The 25,825-nt window shown below is 39.5% G+C and carries 21 protein-coding genes; 6 read left to right on the top strand and 15 right to left on the bottom strand.

Translation table 11 applies throughout. The features are described from left to right. Positions 1-22: 22 nt before the first annotated feature. Both ACT29I_RS13880 and ACT29I_RS13875 read right to left on the bottom strand, forming a co-directional pair. Entirely contained in the window at positions 23-1,027 is a 1,005-nt protein-coding gene (locus tag ACT29I_RS13880; RefSeq protein ID WP_430933040.1) for a GntR family transcriptional regulator, read from the bottom strand. Positions 1,028-1,243: 216 nt separating this feature from the next. Beyond that, positions 1,244-2,434, bottom strand: coding sequence for a pyridoxal phosphate-dependent aminotransferase (locus tag ACT29I_RS13875; RefSeq protein WP_430933039.1), 1,191 nt, complete (start codon positions 2,432-2,434; stop codon positions 1,244-1,246). A 252-nt stretch (positions 2,435-2,686) separates the two neighbouring features. On the opposite strand from ACT29I_RS13875, the gene ACT29I_RS13870 reads away from it, so the two are divergent. Genes ACT29I_RS13870 through murB form a run of 3 tightly spaced genes read left to right on the top strand, consistent with a single transcriptional unit; the run spans position 2,687 to position 6,644 of the window. Beyond that, a complete protein-coding gene (locus tag ACT29I_RS13870) occupies positions 2,687-3,214 on the top strand; it encodes a DUF7935 family protein (RefSeq protein WP_430933038.1) in 528 nt (175 codons plus the stop codon). A 31-nt stretch (positions 3,215-3,245) separates the two neighbouring features. Continuing rightward, a complete protein-coding gene (locus ACT29I_RS13865) occupies positions 3,246-5,624 on the top strand; it encodes a GumC family protein (protein ID WP_430933037.1) in 2,379 nt (792 codons plus the stop codon). Positions 5,625-5,630: 6 nt separating this feature from the next. After that, complete coding sequence (gene murB, locus ACT29I_RS13860; protein WP_444793722.1) at positions 5,631-6,644, top strand: UDP-N-acetylmuramate dehydrogenase; 1,014 nt, start codon at positions 5,631-5,633, stop codon at positions 6,642-6,644. A 191-nt stretch (positions 6,645-6,835) separates the two neighbouring features. Here murB and hemF read toward each other — a convergent pair whose 3' ends face one another. The 10 genes from hemF to ACT29I_RS13810 form a co-directional block, all read right to left on the bottom strand. Beyond that, complete coding sequence (gene hemF, locus ACT29I_RS13855) at positions 6,836-7,735, bottom strand: oxygen-dependent coproporphyrinogen oxidase (RefSeq protein WP_430933035.1); 900 nt, start codon at positions 7,733-7,735, stop codon at positions 6,836-6,838. A gap of 78 nt (positions 7,736-7,813) precedes the next feature. Beyond that, positions 7,814-8,128 (bottom strand): DUF6787 family protein, encoded by a 315-nt coding sequence (locus ACT29I_RS13850; protein WP_430933034.1) that lies wholly within the window; start codon positions 8,126-8,128, stop codon positions 7,814-7,816. A 79-nt stretch (positions 8,129-8,207) separates the two neighbouring features. Next, entirely contained in the window at positions 8,208-9,239 is a 1,032-nt protein-coding gene (hemE, locus tag ACT29I_RS13845) for a uroporphyrinogen decarboxylase (protein WP_430933032.1), read from the bottom strand. Positions 9,240-9,308: 69 nt separating this feature from the next. After that, entirely contained in the window at positions 9,309-10,601 is a 1,293-nt protein-coding gene (gene hemL / locus ACT29I_RS13840) for a glutamate-1-semialdehyde 2,1-aminomutase (RefSeq protein WP_430933031.1), read from the bottom strand. Between the two features lie 170 nt (positions 10,602-10,771). After that, positions 10,772-11,740, bottom strand: a complete 969-nt coding sequence (gene hemB / locus ACT29I_RS13835; protein WP_430933030.1) for a porphobilinogen synthase — start codon at positions 11,738-11,740, stop codon at positions 10,772-10,774. A 48-nt stretch (positions 11,741-11,788) separates the two neighbouring features. Beyond that, positions 11,789-12,574: a uroporphyrinogen-III synthase gene (locus ACT29I_RS13830; RefSeq protein WP_430933029.1), complete on the bottom strand. Its 786-nt coding sequence runs from the start codon at positions 12,572-12,574 to the stop codon at positions 11,789-11,791. Continuing rightward, entirely contained in the window at positions 12,567-13,499 is a 933-nt protein-coding gene (gene hemC, locus ACT29I_RS13825) for a hydroxymethylbilane synthase (RefSeq protein WP_430933028.1), read from the bottom strand. Before hemC ends, ACT29I_RS13830 begins: the two co-directional genes overlap by 8 nt. 191 nt (positions 13,500-13,690) lie before the next feature. After that, positions 13,691-14,947 carry a glutamyl-tRNA reductase gene (gene hemA, locus ACT29I_RS13820; RefSeq protein ID WP_430933027.1) on the bottom strand — a complete coding sequence of 419 codons (1,257 nt, stop codon included), beginning with the start codon at positions 14,945-14,947 and terminating at the stop codon, positions 13,691-13,693. A gap of 84 nt (positions 14,948-15,031) precedes the next feature. After that, positions 15,032-15,367, bottom strand: a complete 336-nt coding sequence (locus tag ACT29I_RS13815) for a hypothetical protein (protein ID WP_444793721.1) — start codon at positions 15,365-15,367, stop codon at positions 15,032-15,034. Between the two features lie 214 nt (positions 15,368-15,581). After that, positions 15,582-18,089, bottom strand: a complete 2,508-nt coding sequence (locus tag ACT29I_RS13810; RefSeq protein WP_430933026.1) for a DUF349 domain-containing protein — start codon at positions 18,087-18,089, stop codon at positions 15,582-15,584. A gap of 219 nt (positions 18,090-18,308) precedes the next feature. On the opposite strand from ACT29I_RS13810, the gene trmD reads away from it, so the two are divergent. Continuing rightward, a complete protein-coding gene (gene trmD / locus ACT29I_RS13805; protein WP_430933025.1) occupies positions 18,309-18,983 on the top strand; it encodes a tRNA (guanosine(37)-N1)-methyltransferase TrmD in 675 nt (224 codons plus the stop codon). Positions 18,984-19,054: 71 nt separating this feature from the next. Here the strand turns inward: trmD and ACT29I_RS13800 are convergent, their stop codons facing one another. The 3 genes from ACT29I_RS13800 to ACT29I_RS13790 all read right to left on the bottom strand — a co-directional run bounded on the left by ACT29I_RS13800 (position 19,055) and on the right by ACT29I_RS13790 (position 20,987). Continuing rightward, positions 19,055-19,768, bottom strand: a complete 714-nt coding sequence (locus ACT29I_RS13800) for a LytR/AlgR family response regulator transcription factor (RefSeq protein WP_430933024.1) — start codon at positions 19,766-19,768, stop codon at positions 19,055-19,057. A gap of 140 nt (positions 19,769-19,908) precedes the next feature. Continuing rightward, a complete protein-coding gene (locus ACT29I_RS13795; RefSeq protein WP_430933023.1) occupies positions 19,909-20,580 on the bottom strand; it encodes a TrmH family RNA methyltransferase in 672 nt (223 codons plus the stop codon). A 134-nt stretch (positions 20,581-20,714) separates the two neighbouring features. Next, positions 20,715-20,987: an HU family DNA-binding protein gene (locus ACT29I_RS13790; RefSeq protein WP_430933021.1), complete on the bottom strand. Its 273-nt coding sequence runs from the start codon at positions 20,985-20,987 to the stop codon at positions 20,715-20,717. 543 nt (positions 20,988-21,530) lie between these two features. On the opposite strand from ACT29I_RS13790, the gene ACT29I_RS13785 reads away from it, so the two are divergent. Both ACT29I_RS13785 and ACT29I_RS13780 read left to right on the top strand, forming a co-directional pair. Further along, positions 21,531-22,757 (top strand): metallophosphoesterase family protein, encoded by a 1,227-nt coding sequence (locus tag ACT29I_RS13785; protein WP_430933020.1) that lies wholly within the window; start codon positions 21,531-21,533, stop codon positions 22,755-22,757. Beyond that, positions 22,754-25,825 carry an AAA family ATPase gene (locus ACT29I_RS13780; RefSeq protein ID WP_430933019.1) on the top strand — a complete coding sequence of 1,024 codons (3,072 nt, stop codon included), beginning with the start codon at positions 22,754-22,756 and terminating at the stop codon, positions 25,823-25,825. Before ACT29I_RS13785 ends, ACT29I_RS13780 begins: the two co-directional genes overlap by 4 nt.

The raw sequence follows: 25,825 nt of genomic DNA, 5'->3' as shown, positions 1-25,825 counted from the left end.
TGATACTGATACATACAAGTATTCACAAAGAGTTCCGCTGGGTAAATCTGGATATATTTTTCATTTCACCTGTTTTTTTGTTCTCCACAAAATCGGCTAAAGTTCTCCCCATTTGCTTAAAATCGGTTGAAATAGTTGAAATACCATTGGCTACCACTTCTTTTAAAGCAGATTCGTTGATCGAAATTACGCCAACGTCTTCACCCAACTTCCACCCCTTTTCCCAACAACGTTTTACAAGGTTAATCAGATTTCTGTCAGAAGGCAATATATATACCTCGCCTTTTTTGATCGGTCGGTCTTTAATCTGTTCGTATACATCGTATTTGAGTTTTCTATCCTTACAAAAACGTTTAAAACCAGTCAAAAAACCTTCAGGTTCTTTGCCGCCGGGGTAGGCCAAAATTATTTTTTCATATTTCTTCAATAAATCATATCCAGCGCTCAAACCACTATACATATCTTCATCAAACGACTGATAAATTACCGGGTATCCGCTCAATTCATCGATCTTTCTATCGAGTATATACACCTTATCTTTGGGCAACAGTTGAATCAACGGCAATATGTCCGTCAGGTTAGCGGGCATAATTACATAGGCAGAATACTTCCCCACCCTTTCCTTAATTAAGGAAGAAAACACGTTAATATCGAAATGGTGGAAATAGATATCCACCTGTGTATCATCCGAAACACTGTCAAGAAAAGCATTATAGAGTTCCTCCTTAAAGCTATTCAGCTCATCAAAAAGCAACAAAACGCGTTTTTCGATTCCAATATTATCACTCTCCACAAAATATCCTTTGCCCGGCACTGCTCCCAGTATTCCTCGTGCCTTCAATTCGCTAAAGGCAAGCATAACTGTATCTCTGGAAAGGTTATATTCGTTGGCTATTTCGTTGATAGAAGGAACTTTGTCGCCTTTTTTTATAACCCCGTCCGCAATTGAATTTATAACGGACTGTATTATTTGGCGGTACTTTGCCTGTGTATGTGCAGCTGATATTTTAATGATTTTCTTTACCATAAACCTAATTTTACCTACTAGTGTCTACCAGTATGCAAAAATAAATATTTTAATATCAACTGCAAATTGGGTTGACCTGGTCACTCCTAACAAGAGAAGTAACAGATGCCTTTGTTTCGCATACAAATAGGATAGTGTGGACGAAGTTATTGAGTAATATATTTTAAATAGCTTTACCTTTTTGGGCAGCCATAATTACTGTATAAAAACAAATACCTAGTTCAGCTTTTCCAGAGCCACCTTAATCCTTTTCATGGCCTCTACCAATTGCTCATCAGATGTGGCATATGAAAACCGCAAGCATTTCGGACTTCCGAACGCTTCTCCCGATACGGTTGCAACATGCGCTTTTTCCAAAAGGTACATCGCCAGGTCGGTCGAATTATTAATGGTATAACCATCTGCTGATTTCCCGAAGTAGTTGTCCACTTCCGGAAACAGGTAAAATGCACCTTGCGGAACGTTCACTTTCATCCCTTTTATTTCCCTGGCCATTTTCACTACCAAATCTCTTCTGCGCAAAAACACTTCTTTCATTTCCAATGAAGGAACTTGGGTTTGGGTTAAAGCAGCCGCAGATGCAACCTGCGAAACCGCACAGGCTCCGGAAGTATATTGTCCTTGCAACTTGATGCAGGCATCAGCAATCCACTGTGGTGCGGCAATATAACCTATCCTCCACCCCGTCATCGCGTATCCTTTTGAAACTCCATTGACGATTACTACACGATCCTTTATTTCTTCGAACTGTGCGATACTCTCGTGTTTGCCCTCAAAGGTGATTAGCTCATATATTTCGTCAGATATCACAACCACGTGCGGATGTTTCGCAAATACATCAGCCAATGCCCTTAACTCATCTTTTGTATATAAACTACCCGTTGGGTTAGATGGTGAACTAAATAAAAACACCTTAGTACGAGGTGTGATAGCAGCCTCCAACTGTGCCGGGGTAATCTTAAAGTCCTGATCTAACCCAGCTTCAATAATTACATTTGAGGCTTGGGCCAGATTCACAATCTCGATATAACTCACCCAGTACGGAGCAGGAATAATTACTTCGTCGCCCGGGCCAACCAAACTCAGAATAATATTTGCGATGGATTGTTTAGCCCCGTTAGACACTACCACCTGTGATGGTTTAAAAAACAGGTCGTTATCCCGTTTAAACTTGGTACAAACCGCCTCCCGAATAGCTGGCAGTCCGGGAACCGGTGTATATTTCGAAAAGTTATCGTCAATGGCTTTTTTAGCTGCCTCTTTAATATGATCGGGGGTATTAAAATCGGGCTGACCGATGCTCAAATTAATCACATCATGCCCTTGCTCTTGCAACTCCCTACTTTTTTGAGACATGGCCAATGTGGCCGATTCGTTTACGTTTGCTAATCTTTCGGAAATATTCATAATAAGTAGTTTATTCTACAATAAAATAATCGATTCACGCTCTGTAAACCTAACCCTTTTAGGATGCTTAGGCCTGAAGAGCTTTATTCATAACATAAATTAAAAAGAAGACAAAGATAAAAAATCACAAAATAGTCAACTTAAAAAAACATTCGGCGAACTATCATCAGTAACGGTTGCAAATCAACGCAATTACCATTATTTTCACCGAATATTAATACTAATTCTGCAAAAGTAACATTTTTCGAGATTATGGAAGTCTTTCTTGAACTATTGAGATATACAGTACCCAGCATAGTGGCATTTATTTTTACTTTACTATTGGTGAGATGGTTTTTAAAAAGTGAAAACGACAGAAGAAAACAAGAATTGTTGATCGGTCAAAACAAGGATGCGCTGCCCTTAAGAATAGCGGCCTATGAAAGACTCACCTTATTTTTGGAAAGAATAAGTGCGGAATCAATCGTTATACGGGAGCAGCCACATGCGGCAACCGCTAAAGAACTACAAGCTAATCTATTAGCTGCCATTAGAACGGAATACGAACACAATATGGCCATGCAAGTACACCTGCCGCCTGCTACCTGGTTATTGGTTCGCAATGCGAAAGAAGAGATGATTCGTACGGTAAATATTTCCGCAAACATGGTAAATCCGGCCCATGCCTCAATGGCTCTGGGTAAAACAATATTGGAACAGTACCCCAACGCTGCTGCTTACCACGTTAAAAAAGCATTGGATAACTTAAAACTTGATGTACAGTCCTTTTATAATTTTTAATCCTGTTGACCATTTTTAAAAAGTAATTTACGTGGATAAAAACAACCATAACACCCAATACACACAACCACAACCTGTTTCGGATGCCCTTCCCGACTTCCGTAAGATTGTTCAGTTAGCTAAAAAAAATTGGTACCTTATGCTGATATCGTTTCCTCTTTTTGTTGGCTTAACACATCTGTATCACCGATACACCCCGGTTATTTACAAAGGTTCGGTTACTGTTATGATGAAAAGTGACGAACAAAGAACTGTATCTGGTGCCGGTATCATCGAAGGATTTGGCCTTTCGCCGGAAACCAAAAGCATCGAAAACCAAACCATCATATTAAGGTCCAAAAAAATAGTCAAACGGGTTATTGATAAATTAGATTTTGGAATAGAAATTCATAGTGATGGATTATTTAAAGACGTTGACATGTATCACAAGAGTCCATACACTATTGTCATGGACTCATCGCACGTGCAACTTTTAAATACCCCTATCTATATTGAGCCGGTTAGCGCTTCGCAAGTAAAAATTAAGATCAAAACCGAAAATGCAGGGCTGCACTCCTATATAGATGAAAAAAACCATGGTGGTTCGGGAGGCATAAACTTCGATAAAACCATTAACCTTGGTGATGAGATAAATACTTCATTCTGCAAGTTCAAAATAAATTGTAAGGCAGGAGCAACTATTGATGTAGGCTATTATTTCTATTTTCGTTCTAATGATTGGCTCGCATCCAACTATCGAAATCGCATTTCAGTAAGTCCGTATATGGATGGCAGCTCGATTATATACATCTCGGCCACAGGCACTAACACCTTGAAAATAAACGCTTTTTTAAGCGCTTTGAGCGATGTATATTTAGAGCAAAGTCTGGAACGCAAAAACGAAATTGCCGAACGAACCCTTGCTTTTATCAAAACACAATTAATACAGGTGTCCGACACGCTGCGAGAAACACAACGGAAAATGATGGAGTTCAGGCGCCAACATGTTTTCAATGCCCCTACCGAATTATCGGAACGACTGGCGGACCAGTATTTTGAATACGAAAAAGAAATTAGCATGCTGGAAGTAAGCGAGAACTACTACAATCAGTTAAGCCAACATTTGGTTAACGCGCCGTTGAGCGATGACTATCTGTTACCCGCTTTTTCGCTGGATGCCAACAGCTTTATCACTTCTTTTGTTACTGATCTGTTGTCGCTGCATAACGAACGATCATTGATCGAATCGCAAACGAATGAGGACAATCCCATTTTAACCGAATTAGATCGGAAAATTGAGGTTAGCAAGGAAAACCTGTTGGTTGCACTCCGTAAAATTTTAAAAAACCTGGGCATCAAAAAAGAAAAGCTGGTTGCGCAAATGAACAAAGCTGCCGCTAAAATGAACCATCTGCCCGAAACGGAACGTCAGTATCTGGATATTGAAAGGGAATATAACCTTAACGATGCCATTTATACCTTTTTGTTACAGAAGCAATCCGAAACTCAAATCACAAAAGCATCAAACACGCCCGATAACGAAATATTGGATGATGCCGGTATTACAGGCATTGTATCGCCCAATAAATCTAAGAATAACAGGCAGGCTTTATTTCTGGCCTTCTTATTTCCGGTGGTGATTATTGTATTAAAAGAATATCTGAACAATAAGATCAGAGACAAAAATGACTTGACTTCATTGGCGCCCCAATCTACCGTATTAGGCTATATTCCCGAGTACAAAGGGACCAACCATATCGTGATAGCGTCAGAACCCCTTTCAAGTATTTCCGAGTCGTTTAGAGCACTAAGAACCAAACTAAAATACTTGACCACAAACGAGGAAAAACTGGTTTTAAGCGTTACCTCAACCGGTATGGGCGAAGGCAAAACCTTTTGCGCACTTAATCTGGCCTCTGTTTTTGCCATATCCGGCAAAAAGACGGTCTTGCTTGGCTTTGACCTAAGAAAACCCAGACTTACCGAAATATTTGACCATCATAAACATACAGGGCTATCCAATTACCTTATAGGGCGTGCAACCCTTGAGGAAATAAAATTTCAAGGACCTATTGACAACTTAACCATTATACCATCCGGAGCCATACCTCCAAACCCATCAGAACTTATATCGAGCGACAACACGGAAAAACTTTTCCGAGAACTCAAAGATGAGTTTGACGTGGTTGTGGTCGACTCTCCACCAATTGGTGTTGTGGCAGACGCCCGATTATTAATGGAACACAGCAACTGTCATTTGTTTGTGGTAAGAGCCAACAAAACAATTAAGGAACATTTTAAACACACCTACCAGAATCTTTTGGAAGAAAAAGTATTTCCTTTGGGTATCATTTTTAACGATATTTCAAGCAATGGAGGAGGATACGGCTATTATTCCAAAAGATATTATACCGACTCAAATAAGTCATAATTTACCATGATAATACAAGAACATTTTCCCCTTAAAAAACACAATACTTTTCACTTTGATATATGTGCCGATTATTTTTCGGCACCACAAAACGAAGAGGAAATAATTGAGGTTTTAAGCAATGTTAGATTCAAGGCCCTCCCTCTTTTTGTATTAGGAGCCGGCAGCAACGTGCTTTTCAAGTCAGATTTCAAAGGACTGGTTGTTAAACCGAATATTCAGGTGATCAATATCATAGACGAAAACACACATAGCATTTGGGTGGAGGCTGGTGCAGGTGTCGATTGGGACAGTTTTGTGGCATGGAGTGTTGAAAAAGGATACTTTGGCATTGAAAATCTATCCCTGATACCGGGCAACGTTGGGGCTAGCCCGGTGCAAAACATTGGTGCCTATGGTGTGGAAATAATGGATGTGATTACCCAGGTAAATGGTATATACCTGGACACACTGGAACCATTCAGCTTTAAAAATAGAGAATGTAAATTTTCATACAGAAACAGTATTTTTAAAAATACCTTAAAAGGAAAAACCATCATTACATCGGTTCAATTTTTATTGCACAAGCAAGGTGAATTAAAAACCGATTATCGTGGTGTAAAAGAAGAGCTGGAAAAGCTGGGCGAAGTCAATCTATCTAATGTAAGAAAAGCGGTTATCAATATCAGGGAATCCAAACTACCCGACCCCGAAGCTACCGGAAATGCCGGAAGTTTCTTCAAAAACCCGGTGGTTGAAAAGCAAATCGCCGATAAGCTTCTTTCAGCTTATCCTAACGCTCCCTATTATAAGGTTGATGATCAATACACAAAAATTCCGGCTGGTTGGATGATTGAACAAAGTGGTTGGAAAGGCAAGGCAATGGGCAATGCAGCAGTTCACGACAAACAAGCCTTAGTGCTTATCAATAAAACCGGGGAAGCTAACGGCAATGAAATTCTTGCCCTCGCCGCTGAGATTCAGAAATCAGTAAAAGATAAATTTGGCATCGACATCGAAAAAGAAGTTAACGTGGTTTAGTCCATCATCCGAGATCTGACCATATGCATTATGCGTCTTATCAGGCTTAGTTTGATTTTCTTTCAGTCAACAAAAGTCCTTTACTCGAGAACCTCTCTGGACGAAATGGTTTTTAATAATGTTCAGATTTTGTTAATCGAATGGGCATTTAGATGAAGTCTGATGACAATGATGGGAATATTTTTGGCTGGCTATTCCTTCTTTACCCAATCAACCCCCTTCTTCAGCAAATCCATTGTTTGCTGTTCCGGTGAATTTACTTTAGGTAGATGACTATATTCCCATTGTGCCATAGGCGGCATGCTGACCAGGATGGATTCCGTGTTTCCTCCTGATTCTAAACCGAACTTGGTACCACGGTCGTATACGAGGTTATATTCCACATAGCGTCCTCTGCGCAAAGCTTGCCATTGTTTATTGGATTCGTCGAAAGGAGTATTGCGCTTTTTATCCATAATATCGCAATAAATCTGTGGGTAGGCTTTCGCCAGATCGACAGTAAAGCTCAAGAAGTTAGCCAGTCCATCAACTCCCCCAGGTTGAATACGGTCGAAAAAGATTCCCCCTATACCGCGCGTTTCGTTTCGGTGTCTGATAAAGAAATAATTATCCGCCCAGGCTTTATAGTCGGGATAATAGTTTTTTCCGTATTTATCGCAGATATCTTTTAAAGTATGATGAAACCACGCTGCTTCCGCTTTATCCACATAATGCGGCGTTAGATCAATACCTCCACCAAACCAGTACACACCATTATCCAGCTCAAAGTAGCGCACGTTCATATGGATGATAGGCACAAACGGGTTATAGGGATGAATAATGGAAGAGATGCCCGTTGCGGAATATCGATTGGCCTTCATACCTAAAATAGTTTTCATCCTATCGGTAAATTCCCCTTCCACATGCGAAAAATTAAGCCCGGCCTTTTCTATCACATTACCATCTTTCATCACGCAAGTCAAGCCCGAACCTATTTCTTTTGTCCATGGTATCTGTCGAAACACACCTTTGCCATCGCCCTCCTCCAGTTGGCGACACATTTGTTGCTGTAATGGTTTGTAAATGGATGCTATTCGCGAAGTATGTATCATGCGACAGGCGTTATTGAGATAGAAATTTGAGATATCAAATCTTTTTAAAGGTTTTGAACTTTAGAAAACGTATTGTAGCTAGGCGCTTTCTTCTGCTTTCTTCTTTTTGCGAACAAAACGCCCAAAACTCTTTTTCTGGAAATTATAGAAAAACCGAAACTGACCGAAAACAAACCCAAATACCAACAATAAGATTTGATAGGCCGGTAATATGGTCAAAATATACATGGGTATTTTAATCCACAGGGAGGTATCGGCATCAATCCCCAACAAATCGAAGATTATTTTTTTTACATATACCGCCGCACTTCCCGTCACCGAGAATACGATCAGGATAATGATGATCTGCCAGTTGGAGTGGATACCCCATCGTGTTTTTAGTTTTTCCAACATATGTTTATCCTCGAATAATTGTTAATAACAAACTACTTCGCCACACTGTTTTACCCGGGTTCTTCGTTTCTCGTGGACCCTACCTTTTCCAGTCGGTTTGTTTTATCCAATCGGCCAGGAACTTAGCGTTATCGTATGGGATATCAGGCAAAAAGCCGTGCCCCAGGTTGATAATCCAATCCCGGTTTTTGCTGCCAAAGTTGATATACCTGTTTAAAGTAGCTTCAATAGTGTTCTGATCGGCATACAGTAATCTTGGATCTATATTTCCTTGCAAGCCAATATTTTTATCTACCATCTTTCTGGCCACCTCTATGGGCGTTTGCCAATCGATGCTTAAATAGTCACACATATCAGGTGTTACCTCTGCGATCCCTGTTCCCAGATCTTTGGGAAAATAAATAAAAGGAATACCTTCCTCCCTAACCGCCGCCGCTATCTTTTTCACCGATGGAACAAACAGCTCCTTGTACAACTCAAATGGGAGCAGGCCGCCATGTGTTTCGAACAGCTGAAAAACCTTGATGCCCTGTTTTATCTGTCCTTTGGCATAGATGATGGACAACTCGGTGATGGCATCCACCAACTTTTTTACCGTCTCTTTATGCTGATAGATAAAGGTGGTGGCCAACGGAAAATCCTTGCTTCGACCAATTCCCTGCAGCATATAACAAAGCACGGTTAATGGCGCCCCGCAAAAACCGATCAATGGAATATGAGTGGGCTTTGTGGCTATGATTTGTTGGATGACCTCGTAAATATAATTGAGCTTATCCGGATCGGGATTTAAAGCTTCCACAGGGTTATCCCGTGCCACCAGCGGAACCTCAAATTCAGGGCCTCTATCGGTAAATTCCAGTCCCATTCCCATGGCGTAGGGGATCACCAAAATATCGGAGAACAAAATGGCGGCATCAACTCCCAAATCATCCACAGGCAGCAAGGTTACCTTGGCTCCCAGTTCAGGTTTTTGCATCATTTCCCAAAAAGAATGTTTCTCTTTGAGTTTCATGTAAGATGGCAAAACCCTGCCTGCCTGTCGCATAAACCAAAATGGCGGTCGTTCCGTTTGTTCTCCCGCAAGGGTTTTCAATAAAATCGAGTCGTTCATGTATTTAGGTTACTTGTCCCACAGTATTGCGGGAGTAGATAAGAGACTTTGAATCAAAGACTTTAAAACTTATTTCAACTGTTTTAAAGCTTCAAAGCTCTTATCAATAGTTGTCTGTAAATCTTCATTGGTGTGGGCTATGGATACGAAACCCGCTTCAAATTGGGATGGAGCCGCATAAATACCGCTTTCCAATCCAAGCCTAAAGTATTGGGCGAATAATTCCGTATCACACTTCATCACATCGGAGAAGTTGTTCACCTCGGCTTCATTTGTGAAAAACAATGTAAACATTGAACCCACCCTATTGATGACTCCGGGAAAATTTAAGTCATCCATATTCTTTTGAAGTCCATCTGCTAAAAAGGCAGCTTTTTCTTCCAGGCGATCATAAAAACCTTCTGTTTCGTTCAGAATTTTTAAGGTGGTTAATCCGGCTGCCATGGCCATTGGGTTTCCCGATAGGGTTCCTGCCTGATAAACAGGCCCATTGGGTGCCAGCATATCCATAATTTCCTTTTTACCCCCATAAGCACCAACGGGCAATCCTCCCCCGATAATCTTACCCAAGGTGGTTAAATCAGGAGTGATGCCCAATAGTTCCTGGGCACCACCTTTGGCCACCCTGAACCCCGTCATAACCTCATCGAATATTAACAAGGCACCATTATCAGTACAGGCTTTTCGAACACCTTTAATAAATTCATCACTGGGTTTGATGACGCCCATATTTCCCGTAACAGGCTCGATAATTACAGCGGCAATCCGGTCCTTATATTCAGAGAAAAGATGCAGGACGGAATCCAAATTATTATAACCGGCCGTCAGGGTATCGCTGGCAGTTCCCCTGGTTACTCCCGGCGAATTGGGTGTGCCCAGGGTTAACGCCCCTGAACCGGCTTTAATCAAAAAGCTGTCGCCATGCCCGTGATAACACCCTTCGAATTTGATGACCAAATCGCGTTGGGTATAACCACGTGCCAAACGAAGGGCGCTCATGGTGGCTTCGGTTCCCGAGTTTACCATTCGGACGCTTTCAATGGAAGGAACCATCGCACAAATCAGGTTTGCCATTTCGGTTTCCATTAGAGTAGGTGCCCCAAAACTGGTTCCGTTGATAGCTGTGTGATGCAAGGCATTCACCACATCGGCATGTGTGTGCCCCAGGATCATTGGTCCCCACGAGCCAACATAATCGATATACTCATTGTCATCAATATCTGTTATTCTTGCACCGATGGCTTTTTTTATAAATAGAGGATTACCTCCCACTGAATTAAAAGCTCTCACAGGTGAATTAACACCGCCCGGGATATGTTTTACCGCCTCCTGGTAAGCAGATTTGCTATTTTGTATATTCATGATAGATTTTTAGATAAAAGATAAACACAAAGTCTATTATCCTTTATCAAACTAACTTTATTAATTTTCAACGAACATTCACTTAGTATATTTAATACAGATCATGATACGTCGGTTTTATTCTTTTGATTTATTCTCAATTCTCTACCTTATTTTCTCAGTGTCCATCTCTATAATTTTTCAACAACATCCTGTGTATGATAGGATATAATGATATCAGAGCCAGCTCGTTTAATAGAGGTTAAAATCTCCAAGGTGATTCTATCCTCGTCTATCCAACCTTTTTCGGCAGCTGCTTTTACCATTGAAAACTCACCACTCACATTGTAAGCACATACCGGCATATTAAATTCAGTTTTCACCCGGTTGATAATGTCCAGGTAACTTAATGCAGGCTTTACCATTACAATATCCGCCCCCTCAATAATATCCTGTTCCACTTCGCGGACGGCCTCGTTGCTGTTCGCGGGATCCATCTGATAGGTGGCACGGTTTCCAAATTGTGGTGCACTCTCGGCCGCATCGCGAAACGGGCCATAAAAGGCAGAGGCATACTTGGCAGAATAAGCCATAATGGGCATGTTGGTAAATTTATTCTCGTCCAACGCCTGTCTTATAAAACCTACACGACCGTCCATCATATCGCTTGGAGCAATCATATCAACACCTGCATGCGCCAGCGAAACCGATTGTTTTCCCAATGTAATTAAGGTAGAATCGTTATCCACATCACCATCTATAATCGTTCCGCAATGGCCGTGTGTGGTATATTCACAGTTACAAACATCGGCAATCACAAAAAGTTCGGGCAATTCTTTTTTAATGGCTCTGGTGGCTTGTTGTACAATTCCATTTTCCTCGCAAGCCACCAAACCATGTTCGTCCTTATGTTCCGGAATTCCAAACAGCAAGACCGATTGCACACCCTTACCGTAAAGCTCCTTGCACTTTTCAACCAGCATATCTACCGAAAGCTGATGATTACCCGGCATGGAGTTAATCGGATTCTGCACTCGTTTTCCTGGACGCACGAACAAAGGCATGATTAAATCGTTTCTTGTCAGCTGAGTTTCACGAATCATATTACGGGAAACTTCTGTTTTTCTTAGTCTTCGCAGTCTTGTTATTGGGAAAGCCATAATTATATTTGTTTTATTTGTTATAAGCTAGTGACTACAGGCTAGTAGCTACAGGCTTCTGTAATATTTCAAAATAGCCTCGGCAATTCCCTTTGAACTGGGTTCATCGGCAACAGCCAGGGGTTTAACACCGTGCCTCTCCACCTCGGATGCGGTAGTACGCCCAATACAAACCACCTTTAAATCCTTTGCCTCCAATAATCTGAATAAATTTTTAAAAGCAGAAGGACTGGTCAATACAATCATATCATATTGTTGCTGTTTAATCTTTTGGAGTAATTTACTGTCAATTTTATCAGGTAATTCATTTTTATAAAGGTTTACCCGGGTTACTTGCGCAACTGCACCCGCTTTTTTCATCAGATTATTGGGAGATATGTAACCTGTTGCCCAAATTAGGTGGGCTTTTTTTCCGGAAAGGTATTTTACTAATTTACGGGCAAACTCTTCTCCTGTTTTTGCGTTGGCATCAAAATCAATCTTTAAACCTTTTCTACGAATCAACGCTGATGTTTTATAACCAATGGAAGCTATCTTAAATGTAGCTATGATTTTTTCGAAATGTTGATGCTTGCTGATTTTTTGGTAGAAAAACTCAAACCCGTAGGCACTGGTAAAAGCGATATGCGTATAATGGCAGTAGTTAGCCAAAATATCCTTACATACCTCGTCGCATTCCAGCTCTGACAATTCAATCATTGGAAACTCAAGCAATTCGGCACCATGTTGTTTTAGCAAATCTCTTAACTCATTGGATTTACCTGGTGGTCGAGTGGAAATAAAACACCTACCTTTAAGTGATACGGTAGTTTTTTTTTGAGGTGAGTCAACCATTGCTACGTATATCTTTTAAAATTTCCTTTGCGCCCTTCTCCACTAATTTCTCCGCAAGCTTTTCTCCTAGCATCCCGGCATTTTCCGCTTTATCCGTCAAGGTTTCTTTTAGATAATTGTCTCCGTTTAATGAAGAAACAAATCCCGTCAAGGTGATTTCCCCGTTCCGTGAAGTACTATAGGCTCCAACGGGCACCTGACACCCTCCCTCCAGGCTTCTCATAAAGGCTCTTTCGGCAGTGACCGCTTGCTGGGTAGGCATATGATTGATCCGTTGCAACACGTTGTTTACGCCACTATCTCCTGCGCGCGTTTCTACTGCTATAGCTCCCTGTGCCACTGCAGGAATAAACTCAGCAGGTTCCAAAACTTCGGTAATGTATTTATCAAGCCCCAGCCTTTTTAGTCCGGCAGCAGCCATTATCATGGCGTCACAGTATCCGTCCTCCATTTTTTGAAGCCGTGTATTCACATTTCCCCGGATATCCACTATGGTAAAATCAGCATTTACTTTTTTTAGTCCGGCAATTCTTCGAAGACTGGAGGTGGCAATCGTATGATCACCGGTCAGCTCACGCAGTTTTAGTCCACCTTTGCTTACTAAGGCATCTCTGAAATCAGCACGTTCCAAAACAGCCCCAATCGTAAATTCTTGTGGCAATTCAGTAGGTAAATCTTTTAAACTATGAACCGCCAAATCAATTTCCTTACACAACAAGGCTACTTCCAATTCTTTTGTAAAAAGCCCTTTGTCTCCGATTTTCGACAGCGCTACATCCAGAATTTTATCCCCTTTGGTTTTTATAATTTTTATTTCCACAGTCAGATCAGGACATTGATTCTCCAACTCCTGCTTGACTTTATTGGCTTGATAAAGTGCTAATCGACTTCCTCTGGTACCAATAATTATTTTGTCAGACTCCATATAGGTTTATTGCGCGTGAGTGATTTGTAAGGTACGTATGCAAAATTTATAATGCCTTGTTGTTTCATGAGAGAAATATTACCCATAAATACAAATTATGTATTAAATTATTTTGCCCATTAACTTGAATTAAACCAAAACAGTGTTACCGGTATAATTTTATAGATATATGTTGTTTTGGTTTGTTTAAGTTAGGTATCAAATTTAAATAAATGGTTGATATCCTCCAATGATTGGGTCGAACTACCATTATCGGTGAGTTCCTTCAGGTTTTTTATAAAATACCTAACATATTTCTGTGTGAGCAAACCTGTTAACTTTTCCAATTGATCGCAGGTATCATCCCCCAAGCAACGGCGGTATTCGGCCAGTTCGCTTTTGGTTAATTCCTGCATGTTGGTTGTAATTGTGTTAATAACAGGCCTGAGCGACCGGCTGTTTAACCAGGCCATTGATTCATCTACCAGTTCATCGATGATGATTTCCGCTTTTTCGAGACTTTGTTCGCGCATATCTTTATGCTCATCCAAAATGCTCTGCAGATTATCCACCGAGTAGAGTTCTGCCCCTTTAACTTCTGCCACCTCCATGTCAATATTTCGCGGAACAGACAAGTCAACAAACAACTGCTTTTTCCCGTTTCTCAGATCTGATGCAATTTCCACATCTTCTTTTTCTATCAGGTACTTGCCTGCATCTGTTGCCGTTATAACAATATCAACTTTATATAGTTGATCCTTGTAATTACCGAACAGTACGGGCTTAATATTGTTTTTCTCGGCTACATCCAGCGCTTTTTTATCGGTACGGTTGGTCACATAAATATCATCTACACCACGTTTTAATAGACCCCGAATCGACAACTCGCCTGTTTCGCCGGCACCAACTACCAACACACTTTTATTCTTGATATTATCGAACTCCCTGCTGCATAAATCAATTCCCACATAGCCAATGGAAGTTGCTCCTTGCTGAATGGCAGTCTCGGTACGCACCCTTTTGCTACATTCAAAAGATTTTTGGAATAATCGCATTAAAACCGCGTCAGTCAGGTTGGCTTCGGTGCTGTACAAATAGCATTTTTTCATCTGGCTCACAATTTGGTTTTCACCAATTACCATTGAATCAACCCCCGATATTACTTTAAAAAGATGGTTGATAGCTTCCGATTGTGAGAAGTGATAGAAATGTTGGTTATAGTTTTTTTCTATGCCCAGGAATAGATGAAGCTTTTTTAACAACGCCAACTTCAGTTCGGATACATCCGATTGATGATGCGAATAATATATTTCCGTACGATTGCAGGTAGCCACAACTACCACTCCGGCAATATCCTGGTTCAGTAGAATATTCTCTGAAAGTGGAATGATATCGTCTTGAGCAATTGAAAATAAATCTCTGATATCCAGAGAAGCTGTTTTATGGTTTACACCAAGTACACCTATCATTTAATTGTTTTTTTTAATGATACTTTCTTGTGCTAATTATTAGTGTCATAAGAAATTGAATCCTTACGCTGATATCTAAAAAAATTAGACAGAAAACGGTGGCGGGCGGGAAGCTATCTGTAAAGAAAACTTAATATCGCAATATAAAGTGCAGAAATGTTCTTTGCCCTTTAAAGCATTCTTAAAAATATGATAATCGTATTTTAATTTGGACTGTGCTTCTGTTTCAATTAACGTTTCTTCTTGATGTTGATTCCAGCAATAACAATCATTTTGCTGCGAATATTCAGGATTAGAAGAAGATTCCTTATAATTAATTTCCTTGGGAGCGGCTTCTGCCAGTTTACAATCATTTTTCTTACAATTTAAGGCATATGCCCCAAAGCCGAAGATATATACTGCAGCCAGCAACAAATACATTACATGTGTAGAAAAAATCCCGATTAAAACCACAACTGAAATTAAAGGTTAACGACCCAAAAGTAATACTTACAATTGAGAATATCAACGATAATACAATTCTAGACGTGTTTTGTTTTGTTGATTCCTGATTTTATCGGCAAGCGACACCATAAATGAAACAGAAAGAGCGAATGTGATGACATTCGCTCTTTACGGAATCTATGTAACAACACTAATCTTCTAATTTGTTCAGCATTCTAATTTTCTCTTGTAACAGCTTGGCATTGCGTTTCCCATTTTCAATTTTATGCTGAAAATCTTTAATGAGCGAATCTGAATTTTTGCTTTTTGCAAAGAAGCCGATATTGTTTTCCCAAACAATAATATCGTTCTCCAATTGCTTTAGCTTGGTCATCAGCTTATGTCTCTCTTGCGAAACTTTATCATCCTGATGATCGGAGTGTTTTATATTCTCTAGCCTGTTTCTGAACTTTTGCACATTTCTGTGGTACTCGTCCATATTCAGTGCATCAAAATGCTTGTTTATTTCGTTACGAAACTCTTGGTTCACATTATCTTTTAACTTGAACGGCACATGCCCTATCTCAGAAAATTTACGCTGGTAATCCTGAAGCATATTAAATGTATCCTCGTTATCCTCAAGGTTTTTAAAACCTTTAATTTCTTCTATGAGCGCCATTTTCTTCTTTAAGTTCTCTTCTTGTGATTCATCGATCTTATTGAAGAATTTGGATTTATTGTCGAAGAACGCATCACAAGCCGTTCTAAACCTATGCCAAATAGCATCCGACTGACGGCGAGGCACTGGCCCGATTTGTTTCCATTCTTTCTGTATTCTTATGTATTCCTCGGTAGTCTTTCTCCAATCGGTGCTGTCCTTCATGGCCTCGGCCTTTTCACACAGTTCCGTTTTCTGGATTAAATGTTGTTGCTGCTCGTTTTTATACGACTTAAAAAACGCTCTCTTATTCTCGAAGAATTTATCGCAAGCACTTCTAAAACGCTCATAAATAGCGTTATTATCCTTTTTAGGTGCAAAACCAATCGTTTTCCAGGTTTGTTGAAGTTCGATCAGCTTCTTGCTCTTCCCCTCCCACTCTTTTGGCGAATGCGCCTCCTCCTTTACAATTTCCTCGGCTTTTTCGCACAAAGCGGTCTTCTGCTTCAAGTTCTCTTTCAACTGATCTTTTAATCCTTCGAAATATTCCTGATGTTTTTGGTTTATTTTTGTTGTTGCCGCTTTAAAACGCTCCCACAACTCGTCCTTTTTCTCCTTAGGAACAGGACCTATTTCACGCCATCTGTCGTGGTATTTTTGCAATGTCTTAAAACTGTTCACCACAGCTGTTTCTTCCAATAACGCCTCCGCTTTTTCACAAAGCTCGGTTTTCAGTACCAGGTTCTTTTTAAGATCGAGGTCACGAAGTTCCTTATTTATTTTAACGTAATTGTAAAAATTCTCGATATGCAAGTTATAAGTATCCCAAACATCCCTAACCTTGTTTTGGGGAATAGATCCTATATCGTGAAATTTTTGCTGAAGCATCTTAAACTCGTTAAACGTTTCATTCAACGATTCCTGACGGTTGATCAAGTTTTTAATAGCCTCGATAACTTCCATCTTGGCTTCCAGGTTTTTCTCCTTCTGGGTGTCGAGCTTATGCATGTAAGCTGCCTTCTTGTATCTGAAATCCTTCAGCAACTCTTTCATCTCCACCTCAAACGCATCTACCGGTGGCGCAAAATTTTCTTCGACTTCGCCTGATTCAAGAAACCGTGCCTTAAGTTCTTCGACTTCTTCGTTAAACAGCTTATAAAATACAGACTTTATGTCCTCCACTTCCTCCCTGATCGTGGGAACATCAAATATTTTATTAATATGTCTTAACCTATTTACCAGCTGCTCGCGATTCAAAGTAGACAAATCCACCTTTTCGAGTACGGGTTTTGCCTCTTCCTCTTCACTCTTTTCCGGTTCAACTTTTTCCGATTCAGCTTTCGTTTCTACCGCTTCTCCCTCCTCACCGGAAGTCGCCTCTGCATTAACTTCCACAGCCTCTTGGGACTTCGGTGTTAGATCGGTATCTTTCCCTTTGATTGGAGTCTCGGCAGTTACTTCCCCGGCAGGTACAATGGTTGAGCTTTCTTTTTCCGGTTCAACTTTTTCCGGTTCAACTTTCGTTTCTACAGTTTTTCCCTCCTCACCGGAAGTCGCCTCTGCTTTAATTTCCTCAGCCTCTTGCGACTTCGGTGTTAGATCGATATCTTTCCCTTTGATTGGAGTCTCGGCAGTTACTTCCTCGGCAGGTACAATGGTTGAGCTTTCTTTTTCCGGTTGAGTCTTTTCCACTTCATCAGTATTTACCGTTTCAGGCGCAACTTTATCCTGGCTTTCATCCTCTAAACCCTCATTTCTTTCAGCAACGGACTCAGCTGCTGATTCAGGAACTGTTTGCTTCTCTTCCGAAAATACTTTCTCTACCTTCTCGGCTTCTGCCGTATCTATCTTATCCGACTCTTCCACAACCGGCTCTTCGGTATCTGTTTTATTTATTGTAACCTGCTCGCTATCCTTTTCCGTGGATTCTGGCTCAACTACAGATTCTTCAGGTGTTTCTGTATTAGAAGAAGTCTCCTCTTTTTTTACTTCCGAATTTGGATTGGTTTTACTCAAATCTTTTTCTTCGTTGCCAGTTTTATTTAGATCATTAGCTTCCATCAGCATTTAAGTTCTTGGTACATCAAATTCATTTGCACATGCAAATAAATAATTGATTTAATTTATAGTACGAATATATCATATATACATAAAATGTCAAATTTTTTCCGTCAATTAATACATGTGGCTTACGTATTTTTGGGCTTGCTGCGGTTAAAAGCAAAAAGTATGAAATGTTTACTTTGTATTTAACTATATTTGTACACCAAACATATAACGATGCGAATTGACATATTAACTTTGTTTCCCGACATGTTTCAAGGTCCGTTTAGTGAATCTATTATTAAAAGGGCACAAGAAAAAGGCTCTGTCGAAATCCATTGCCACAACATTAGAGACTACTCAACCAACAAGCACAAAAAAGTTGACGACTATGCCTTTAGCGGTGGTGCCGGAATGGTCATGAGCATTGAGCCAATAGCCATTTTGATAGAAAAACTAAAGGCAGAACGCGAATACGACGAAATTATTTATACTACTCCGGATGGTAAAACCTTAAATCAAGGCATCTCCAATCAGCTATCACTTACCGGTAATTTGATGATATTATGCGGACACTACAAAGGTGTTGATCAAAGAGTCAGGGATCATTACATTACCCTGGAACTATCTATTGGTGATTATGTGTTAACAGGAGGCGAACTGGCTGCGGCGGTTATTGCAGATTCAGTAATCAGGCTGATACCTGGTGTAATCTCTGACGAGACCTCCGCCCTTACTGACTCCTTTCAGGATAACCTGTTGGCCCCTCCGGTTTACACGCGCCCTGCAGATTACAAAGGAATGAAGGTTCCTGAAATCCTTTTATCCGGTGACACCAAAAAAATTGAGGCCTGGAAAGAACAACAAGCATACAAAAGAACCAAACAACGCAGGCCCGACTTGTTAAAGTAAACAACAAGGCCAAATAACAAAAGCCGTAAGCGAAAAAATCACTTACGGCTTTATCATTTCATTATTCTTATTTACTTGGTAATCAAATTAATATCGTTCATTAATTGATCTTTATATGATTTACCGATTGGTATAACCTTAGATCCTGACTCTGTTTTAATCACTACCGAATTATCTTCAATCACCTTAATTTTGCTCAGGTTAACAATAAAAGAACGGTGAACCCGGACAAATTTATCAGAAGGCATTTTATCCGAGATAGCTTTCATGGTGAAGTGAATGGTGTATTTATCTCTAAAAGTGTTTACTACCACATAGTTCTCCAAGGCTTCAATCCAAAGAATATCTTCATATTTAACCCTTACCAACGAAGAGTTGTTTTTTATGAATATTTCAGATGAACTTTTCGTAACATCTTCGCTTTTCTCATTCTTTTCCTTAACCTTATTGATCGCCTTTAAAAATCGAGGATATGTAACTGGCTTTAACAGATAGTCTGTCACGTTATATTCATACGATTCAAGTGCATACTTTTCTTTCGAAGAATAAATAATTACTTGGGGCAATACATTCAGCGTTTTCAAAACATCAATACCAGTCATTTCAGGCATTTCTATATCTAGGAAAAGAATATCAATTTGTTTGTTATTTTTACCGTTCAGATAGTTGATACCATCAACAGCATTTTCGTAGGTCTCAATTAGGTTAAGTTCGTCTGTTTTTTCTACAAACTCTGCAATAATCTTGGTTGATAACTTATCGTCGTCAATAATTATACAATTCATAGAGCGCTTCTTTTTTTCAAAAATAGAAAATTTAGTTTAAAGAAAAAGTTACGTGAACAATCTTTAAAGGTGAAATATACGAAAAACAATTTTAATCATCAAAAAAAACATGTTTATCCAATATCAAACTAATTTGGTCATTATATTTTTTTTCGATAAAATTCCCTTTCAATCAATTCAGCACTCTTTATCGCTCTTTTTAACCACTGTAATTTAATCTCCAACATTTCTTCGTCAGCCAAATGCCAATTTACGTTCTTCCGTCTTATTTCATGGGCTAAATGTTGCAATACCAAAGCTGCCGAAACTGATATATTAAAACTCTCGGTAAAACCGTACATCGGGATGCGCAAAAACTCATCCGCCTCCTCCTTGACAATATCTGATATACCTGTCAGCTCCGTTCCGAATACGATCGCCGATTTACCTCTTGAAACATCAAAATCATAAAGTTCAACATCATTGGTATGAGGAGTGGTTGCAACAATACGATACCCTTCTTTTTTTAACTTTTGCAGTGTTGACTTGGAATTGTTCTTTTCATTGTTATACTTGTTTATAGTCAGCCATTTAGTTGAACCTAGCGCTACGTCCCTGCTAACATTAAGCACGTTTCTGTTTTCGATAACATGTATATCCTGAATTCCAAAACAATCGCATGAACGAAGCACCGCACTGGCATTGTGCGATTGAAAAATATCTTCTAAAACTACAGTAATATATTTTGTCCTATCCTTTAAAACCCTATCAAACAGCGCATTCCTATTTTCCGTTACATGCTCGCTTAAAAACCGAACCAACTCCTCTTTCATCCTGAACTTATTTAACAATAAATTATTTAGACATTAAACATATATGATCAGATAACTGCAATACAACCAAACTTTCGGGTACAAAAAAAGAGAGCACCAAAAGTACTCTCTTATATTTTTTCCTTAACAGAGAACTAGTTTACAGCGTCACCTAGTTCGCTACCAGCTTTAAATTTAACTACCTTTTTAGCAGCAATTTGAATTTCTTTACCTGTCTGAGGATTTCTTCCTGTTCTTGCACTTCTCTCAGAAACAGAGAAAGAACCAAAACCGATCAAAGAAATACGGTCACCACCTTTAAGTGCGTCACTTGTAACGTTAATAAATGAATCTAACGCTTTTTTTGCGTCTGCTTTTGTTAAACCAGAATCTCCGGCGATAGCATCAATCAATTGAGCTTTGTTCATAATAATTGATAATTTTTAGGGTTAACAACTAAGTTCACCAAATTTGCTCTACAAATATAGATTATTCCTAGTATAAACCAAATCCAAAGCCAATAAAATAAAGGGATTTCGTATTTTTAACCCAAGAAATAAATAACTAATATAACCCTTAAACCCATACAATCCCACGTTAACCGCTAATTATCAACGCTCTAATCAAAATACCCAAATGGCATCAAAAAATAACCTATTTCGTATGAATATTCATTCCTTCAGATGATTCCCTATCAAAATTGCCCTACCCCCCTATGGTTTAATGTTTTATTAACATGGTTATATTATTATCTTCAATTTGATTAAAGGAGATGCTATATTGTTTTTGAGATTAAATCCTGTTTTTATTTTACATTTGCTTTTCTAAAGATGGCTTGAGGATGCCCAAAACAAACCATAAAACTATCATAATACACGAAATCTTTCGAATTCGTCCGGAAACAAGTAGTTCAGGCCCATGGAAAGATGACTAAATTGTGATGGAGGCAAAACTTTACTTATTCAACAATTATGAAAATATTACATACCGCCGATTGGCATACAGGAAAAAAACTGGAAAGCTTTACCCGTATCGAAGAGCAAACTCTTGTTTTGGACGAGATATGTAATATAGCGGATTCGGAAAACGTTAACGCTGTCATTATATCTGGCGATCTTTTTGACACGTTCAACCCATCATCGGAAGCCATTGAATTATTCTATAAAACACTGAAAAAGCTGAGCAAACAGGGTTTACGACCGGTAATAGCTATTTCGGGCAACCACGACTCGCCCGATAGAATTGAAACGGCAGATCCTTTGGCGAGAGAATGTGGCATTGTTTTTTTGGGTTACCCCAATAGCAAAACAACTCCTTTTGTACTTGAATCCGGTTTACGTGTATCAAAATCGGAGGAAGGTTTTATAGAATTTAACTTACCATATGTGGCGTATCCACTTCGTGTAATAACAACGCCTTATGCCAACGAATACAGGATGAAACAAGCTTTAGATGCGGAAGATAAGGAGGCTGACCTCAGGGATATACTGCAAAAAAACTGGCACAAAATTGCCGGCAAAAATTGCGACGACAAAGGCGTAAACATTTTGGCCACGCATTTATTTGTCATTAACAAGGGGGAAACACCCCAGAACGAACCTGAGGACGAAAAACCTATTTTGCATGTTGGCGGCGCACAAGCCATTTATACCTCTAACTTCCCTAAACAAATACAGTATGTTGCCTTAGGGCACTTGCATCGTCAACAAATCATAGCCTCAACGCATCATCCTGTAGTTTATTCGGGAAGTCCTTTGTCCTATTCTTTTGCCGAAGCTGACCAAAAAAAATATGTAATGATAGTAGATGTTGAGCCCAACCAAGAAGCCCGGGTAAAACCCGTTGAACTAATTCTGGGCAAAAAATTATTACGGATTGTAGCGGACGGAATGGAAGACGCGGAAGCTCAACTTAAAAACAGCCCCAACTGTCTAATTGAGCTCACCTTAAAAACCGATGAATATATCTCTGCCAAGGAGCGACAACACCTTCATCAGATTCATGAGGGTATTGTTACGTTGATACCTCAATTTAAAAACCGGGAACCAGAAACGCGGAATCACAAAAACATTAATATCAACAAAGATATCAGATCACTATTTTCCGATTACTTTAAGCATTCTAACGGCATTGATCCAGGTGAGAGCATACTAAACTTGCTGGATGAAGTTATTGCACAAAAAGACTCAAACGCATGATCCCTATTACTCTTACCCTAGAAGGCCTTTATTCCTACCAGAAAAGGCAAACCATAGACTTTAACAAACTTACTTCCAATCATCTTTTTGGGATATTTGGCACTGTTGGCAGTGGCAAATCATCCATTCTTGAAGCCATTACTTTTGCCCTCTATGGAAAAACCGACCGATTATTGTTAAGTGGCGACAACCGCAATTACAATATGATGAACCTAAAATCGAACCTACTATTTATTGAGTTTGATTTTTTGGCAGGTAAGGATAGCCAGGCATACAGAATTCAATATACCGCTAAGCGAAACAGCAAAAAATACCACGATGTAAAATCATCGCCTCGCACCTTTTATAAAAAGAAGGGCGAAGAATATATACCAATTAACGAAGCTGAAATTGAAAACAACATTGGTTTAAGCTATGATAACTTTAAACGAACCATTATTATCCCGCAAGGTAAGTTCCAGGAGTTTTTGCAGCTTAAAAGCACCGATCGAACCCGTATGATGAAGGAATTATTTAACCTGCAGAAATACGAGTTGTCGCCCAAAGTGAAGGATTTGGAATTGAAGAATAATGCCAATATGCAGAACCTGGAGGGCAGACTGGAACAAATTGGGGTTATTTCAACAGAACAGCTGGACGATTTGAAGTTACAACTTACCCAAGTTGAAAAAAACATAACCATACTCTCTTCTCTTCAGAAACAAAAAGACCAAACAGTGTTGGCCTTTGATAAACTCAAAGAAAACTCCGAACTGTTGGAGGATTTACAAAACAGAAAAGCAACCCTGAACCAACAAAAAAACACCATTGGTCAGCTTGAAAAAAACCTAGCCGACTACGAATACTGCCTGGTAAATTTTAAAAATACCATCGATACCTTAAGCCTTCATAAGCAAAAACTACATGCCCTTAAAGACGCCTTAAGTTTGGATTCCCAAACCTTAAAAGAAAAACAAATCGAGCATCATAAACTACAAGCAATCTTTACACAGTTAAGTGACGAATTTAATGGGTTGGATGCGTTAAAGAGGGAAGCCGAAAACCTAAAAAAATTGGTTGAGGTTAAAAGATTGAATGCCGGAGTGGAGGAAGGAACCCAAAGACTAAAAAATGGCGAAAAAACAGTGGCTCATGTTCTTGATACTATTCACAAATTAGAGCAAGAAGAAAAAATAGAACAAGCATCCCTAACCTCGTTAAAAAGGCAGCTGCCCGACATCGAGATCATCAACCAGGCTCAACAATGGCACCTGAAAGAGAATAATATTGCCGGGCGCATTGACGACGCCACGTTAGAACGAAACACCTTAATTGGGCAGACCAATAGGTTGGAGGAAGAAATACAAAACAAACTAAACGAGCAAACCCTTCCTTTTTCGCCTGACAACAAACCACTTTTGATTCAGGGACTCAGCAAAAAACTAAAAGAAGAAGAAAAAGAGCTCAAACTGTTGAATGACCGAAAAGAGCACTTACTTATTCAATCAGGACTGGAAAAATATGCAAAAGAACTGAACGCGGGGGAAGCATGTCCGCTGTGCGGCTCTGAACACCACCCAAAACCACTGAATTCTAACAAAATAAGCAACCAAATTAATCAACTAAAGAACAAAACCGATAAACAGGAAAAAATTATCCAGCAAACACGAAAACTGAACTTATTTATTGACAAACAAATTGCCGGCATAAATACCGTGGAAAACCAGCTTAAAAATATCGATATTAAAATAAACAGTCTAAAAAAGGAACGCGAAACGCATCAAAAAGGTAGTATTAAAATTTATCAAGACAAACAGCAGCTGGATAAATCCTTTGAAACGTATCGGCAGGTAAAAAAGCAAATTGAAACAAGCGAAGCCAAACTCATTCGGCTGAAAGATACTCTTTCCAAGGAAACAAAAAATAAGGAACGCTATCAGACAGTCCTAAGTGAGATTCAACGCGACCTGGACAAGAACATCAATTCTAAAGAGTTACTGGAAGGACAATTGCCCGGCGAGCTCATCATAAAACACAGGGACGACCAGAGTGAAATTATTATAGAAAGATCTCAAAAGCTGGAAAGTAAAATCTCAGAGATTAACACCAATTATGAAAAAACCCGTAAATTGGTTGAAGATAACCAGAATACCATGTCCATTCTGCAAGGCAAAATTGACGTTAACCAAAAACACCTGGAAACAGAATCAAAACAAAACTCCCTACTCGAGACAAAACTCAACAAGGATGTTGAAAAATCAGATTACAAAAGCATTGATCATGTTCTGTCCTTGCTAAAACTCGACCTGGATATTGAAGCATCTAAGCATAAGATAGAAGCGTATCATCACAGCATGCAGTCCATCGACTCTGAAATACAGAAGTTGACAAAAGAAATGGGCGAAAAAAAATATGAAGCCGAAAAACATATGCTGGCCATAGCTCAAGCCAAGGACATAAAAGAGAAATTAACAGAAGCCAACCGCCAACATGGTAAAACACAATCGATACTGACTGACCTTACTCGGAAGTTGATTTTGCAAAAGGACTTAAAAGAACAGTTGAACAAGCTGCAACTAAGAGCCGCAGATATCGATACCTTGCGAAAACTTTTTTACAAAAGTGGATTTGTCAACTATGTTTCTTCGGTTTACCTCCAGAATTTGTGTGCGACAGCCAACGAACGTTTTTACAAAATGACCCGTCAAACCCTAAGCCTTGAGTTGAGTGAGGACAATAATTTTGAGGTGCGCGATTATATGAACGGAGGTAAATTACGCAGCGTTAAGACGCTATCAGGTGGGCAAACTTTTCAGGCAGCATTAGCTTTGGCGCTGGCTTTGGCCGATAATATCCAAAGACTTACCGAAACGGAACGCAACTTCTTCTTCTTAGACGAAGGATTTGGTTCATTGGACAAGGAATCGTTAAACATAGTATTTGGTACGCTTAAGAATTTGAGAAAAGAGAATCGTATTGTTGGGGTGATATCCCACGTTGAAGAAATGCAACAGGAAATTCCCACCTACCTAAACATATCACAGGATCAAGAAACAGGAAGTCACATAGAAGAAAGTTGGAATAGGTAA

Origin of the sequence: Saccharicrinis sp. GN24d3 (assembly GCF_052400645.1) — a bacterium.
Taxonomy (GTDB): domain Bacteria; phylum Bacteroidota; class Bacteroidia; order Bacteroidales; family Marinilabiliaceae; genus Saccharicrinis.
This window is presented reverse-complemented; position numbering and strand designations above follow the sequence as displayed.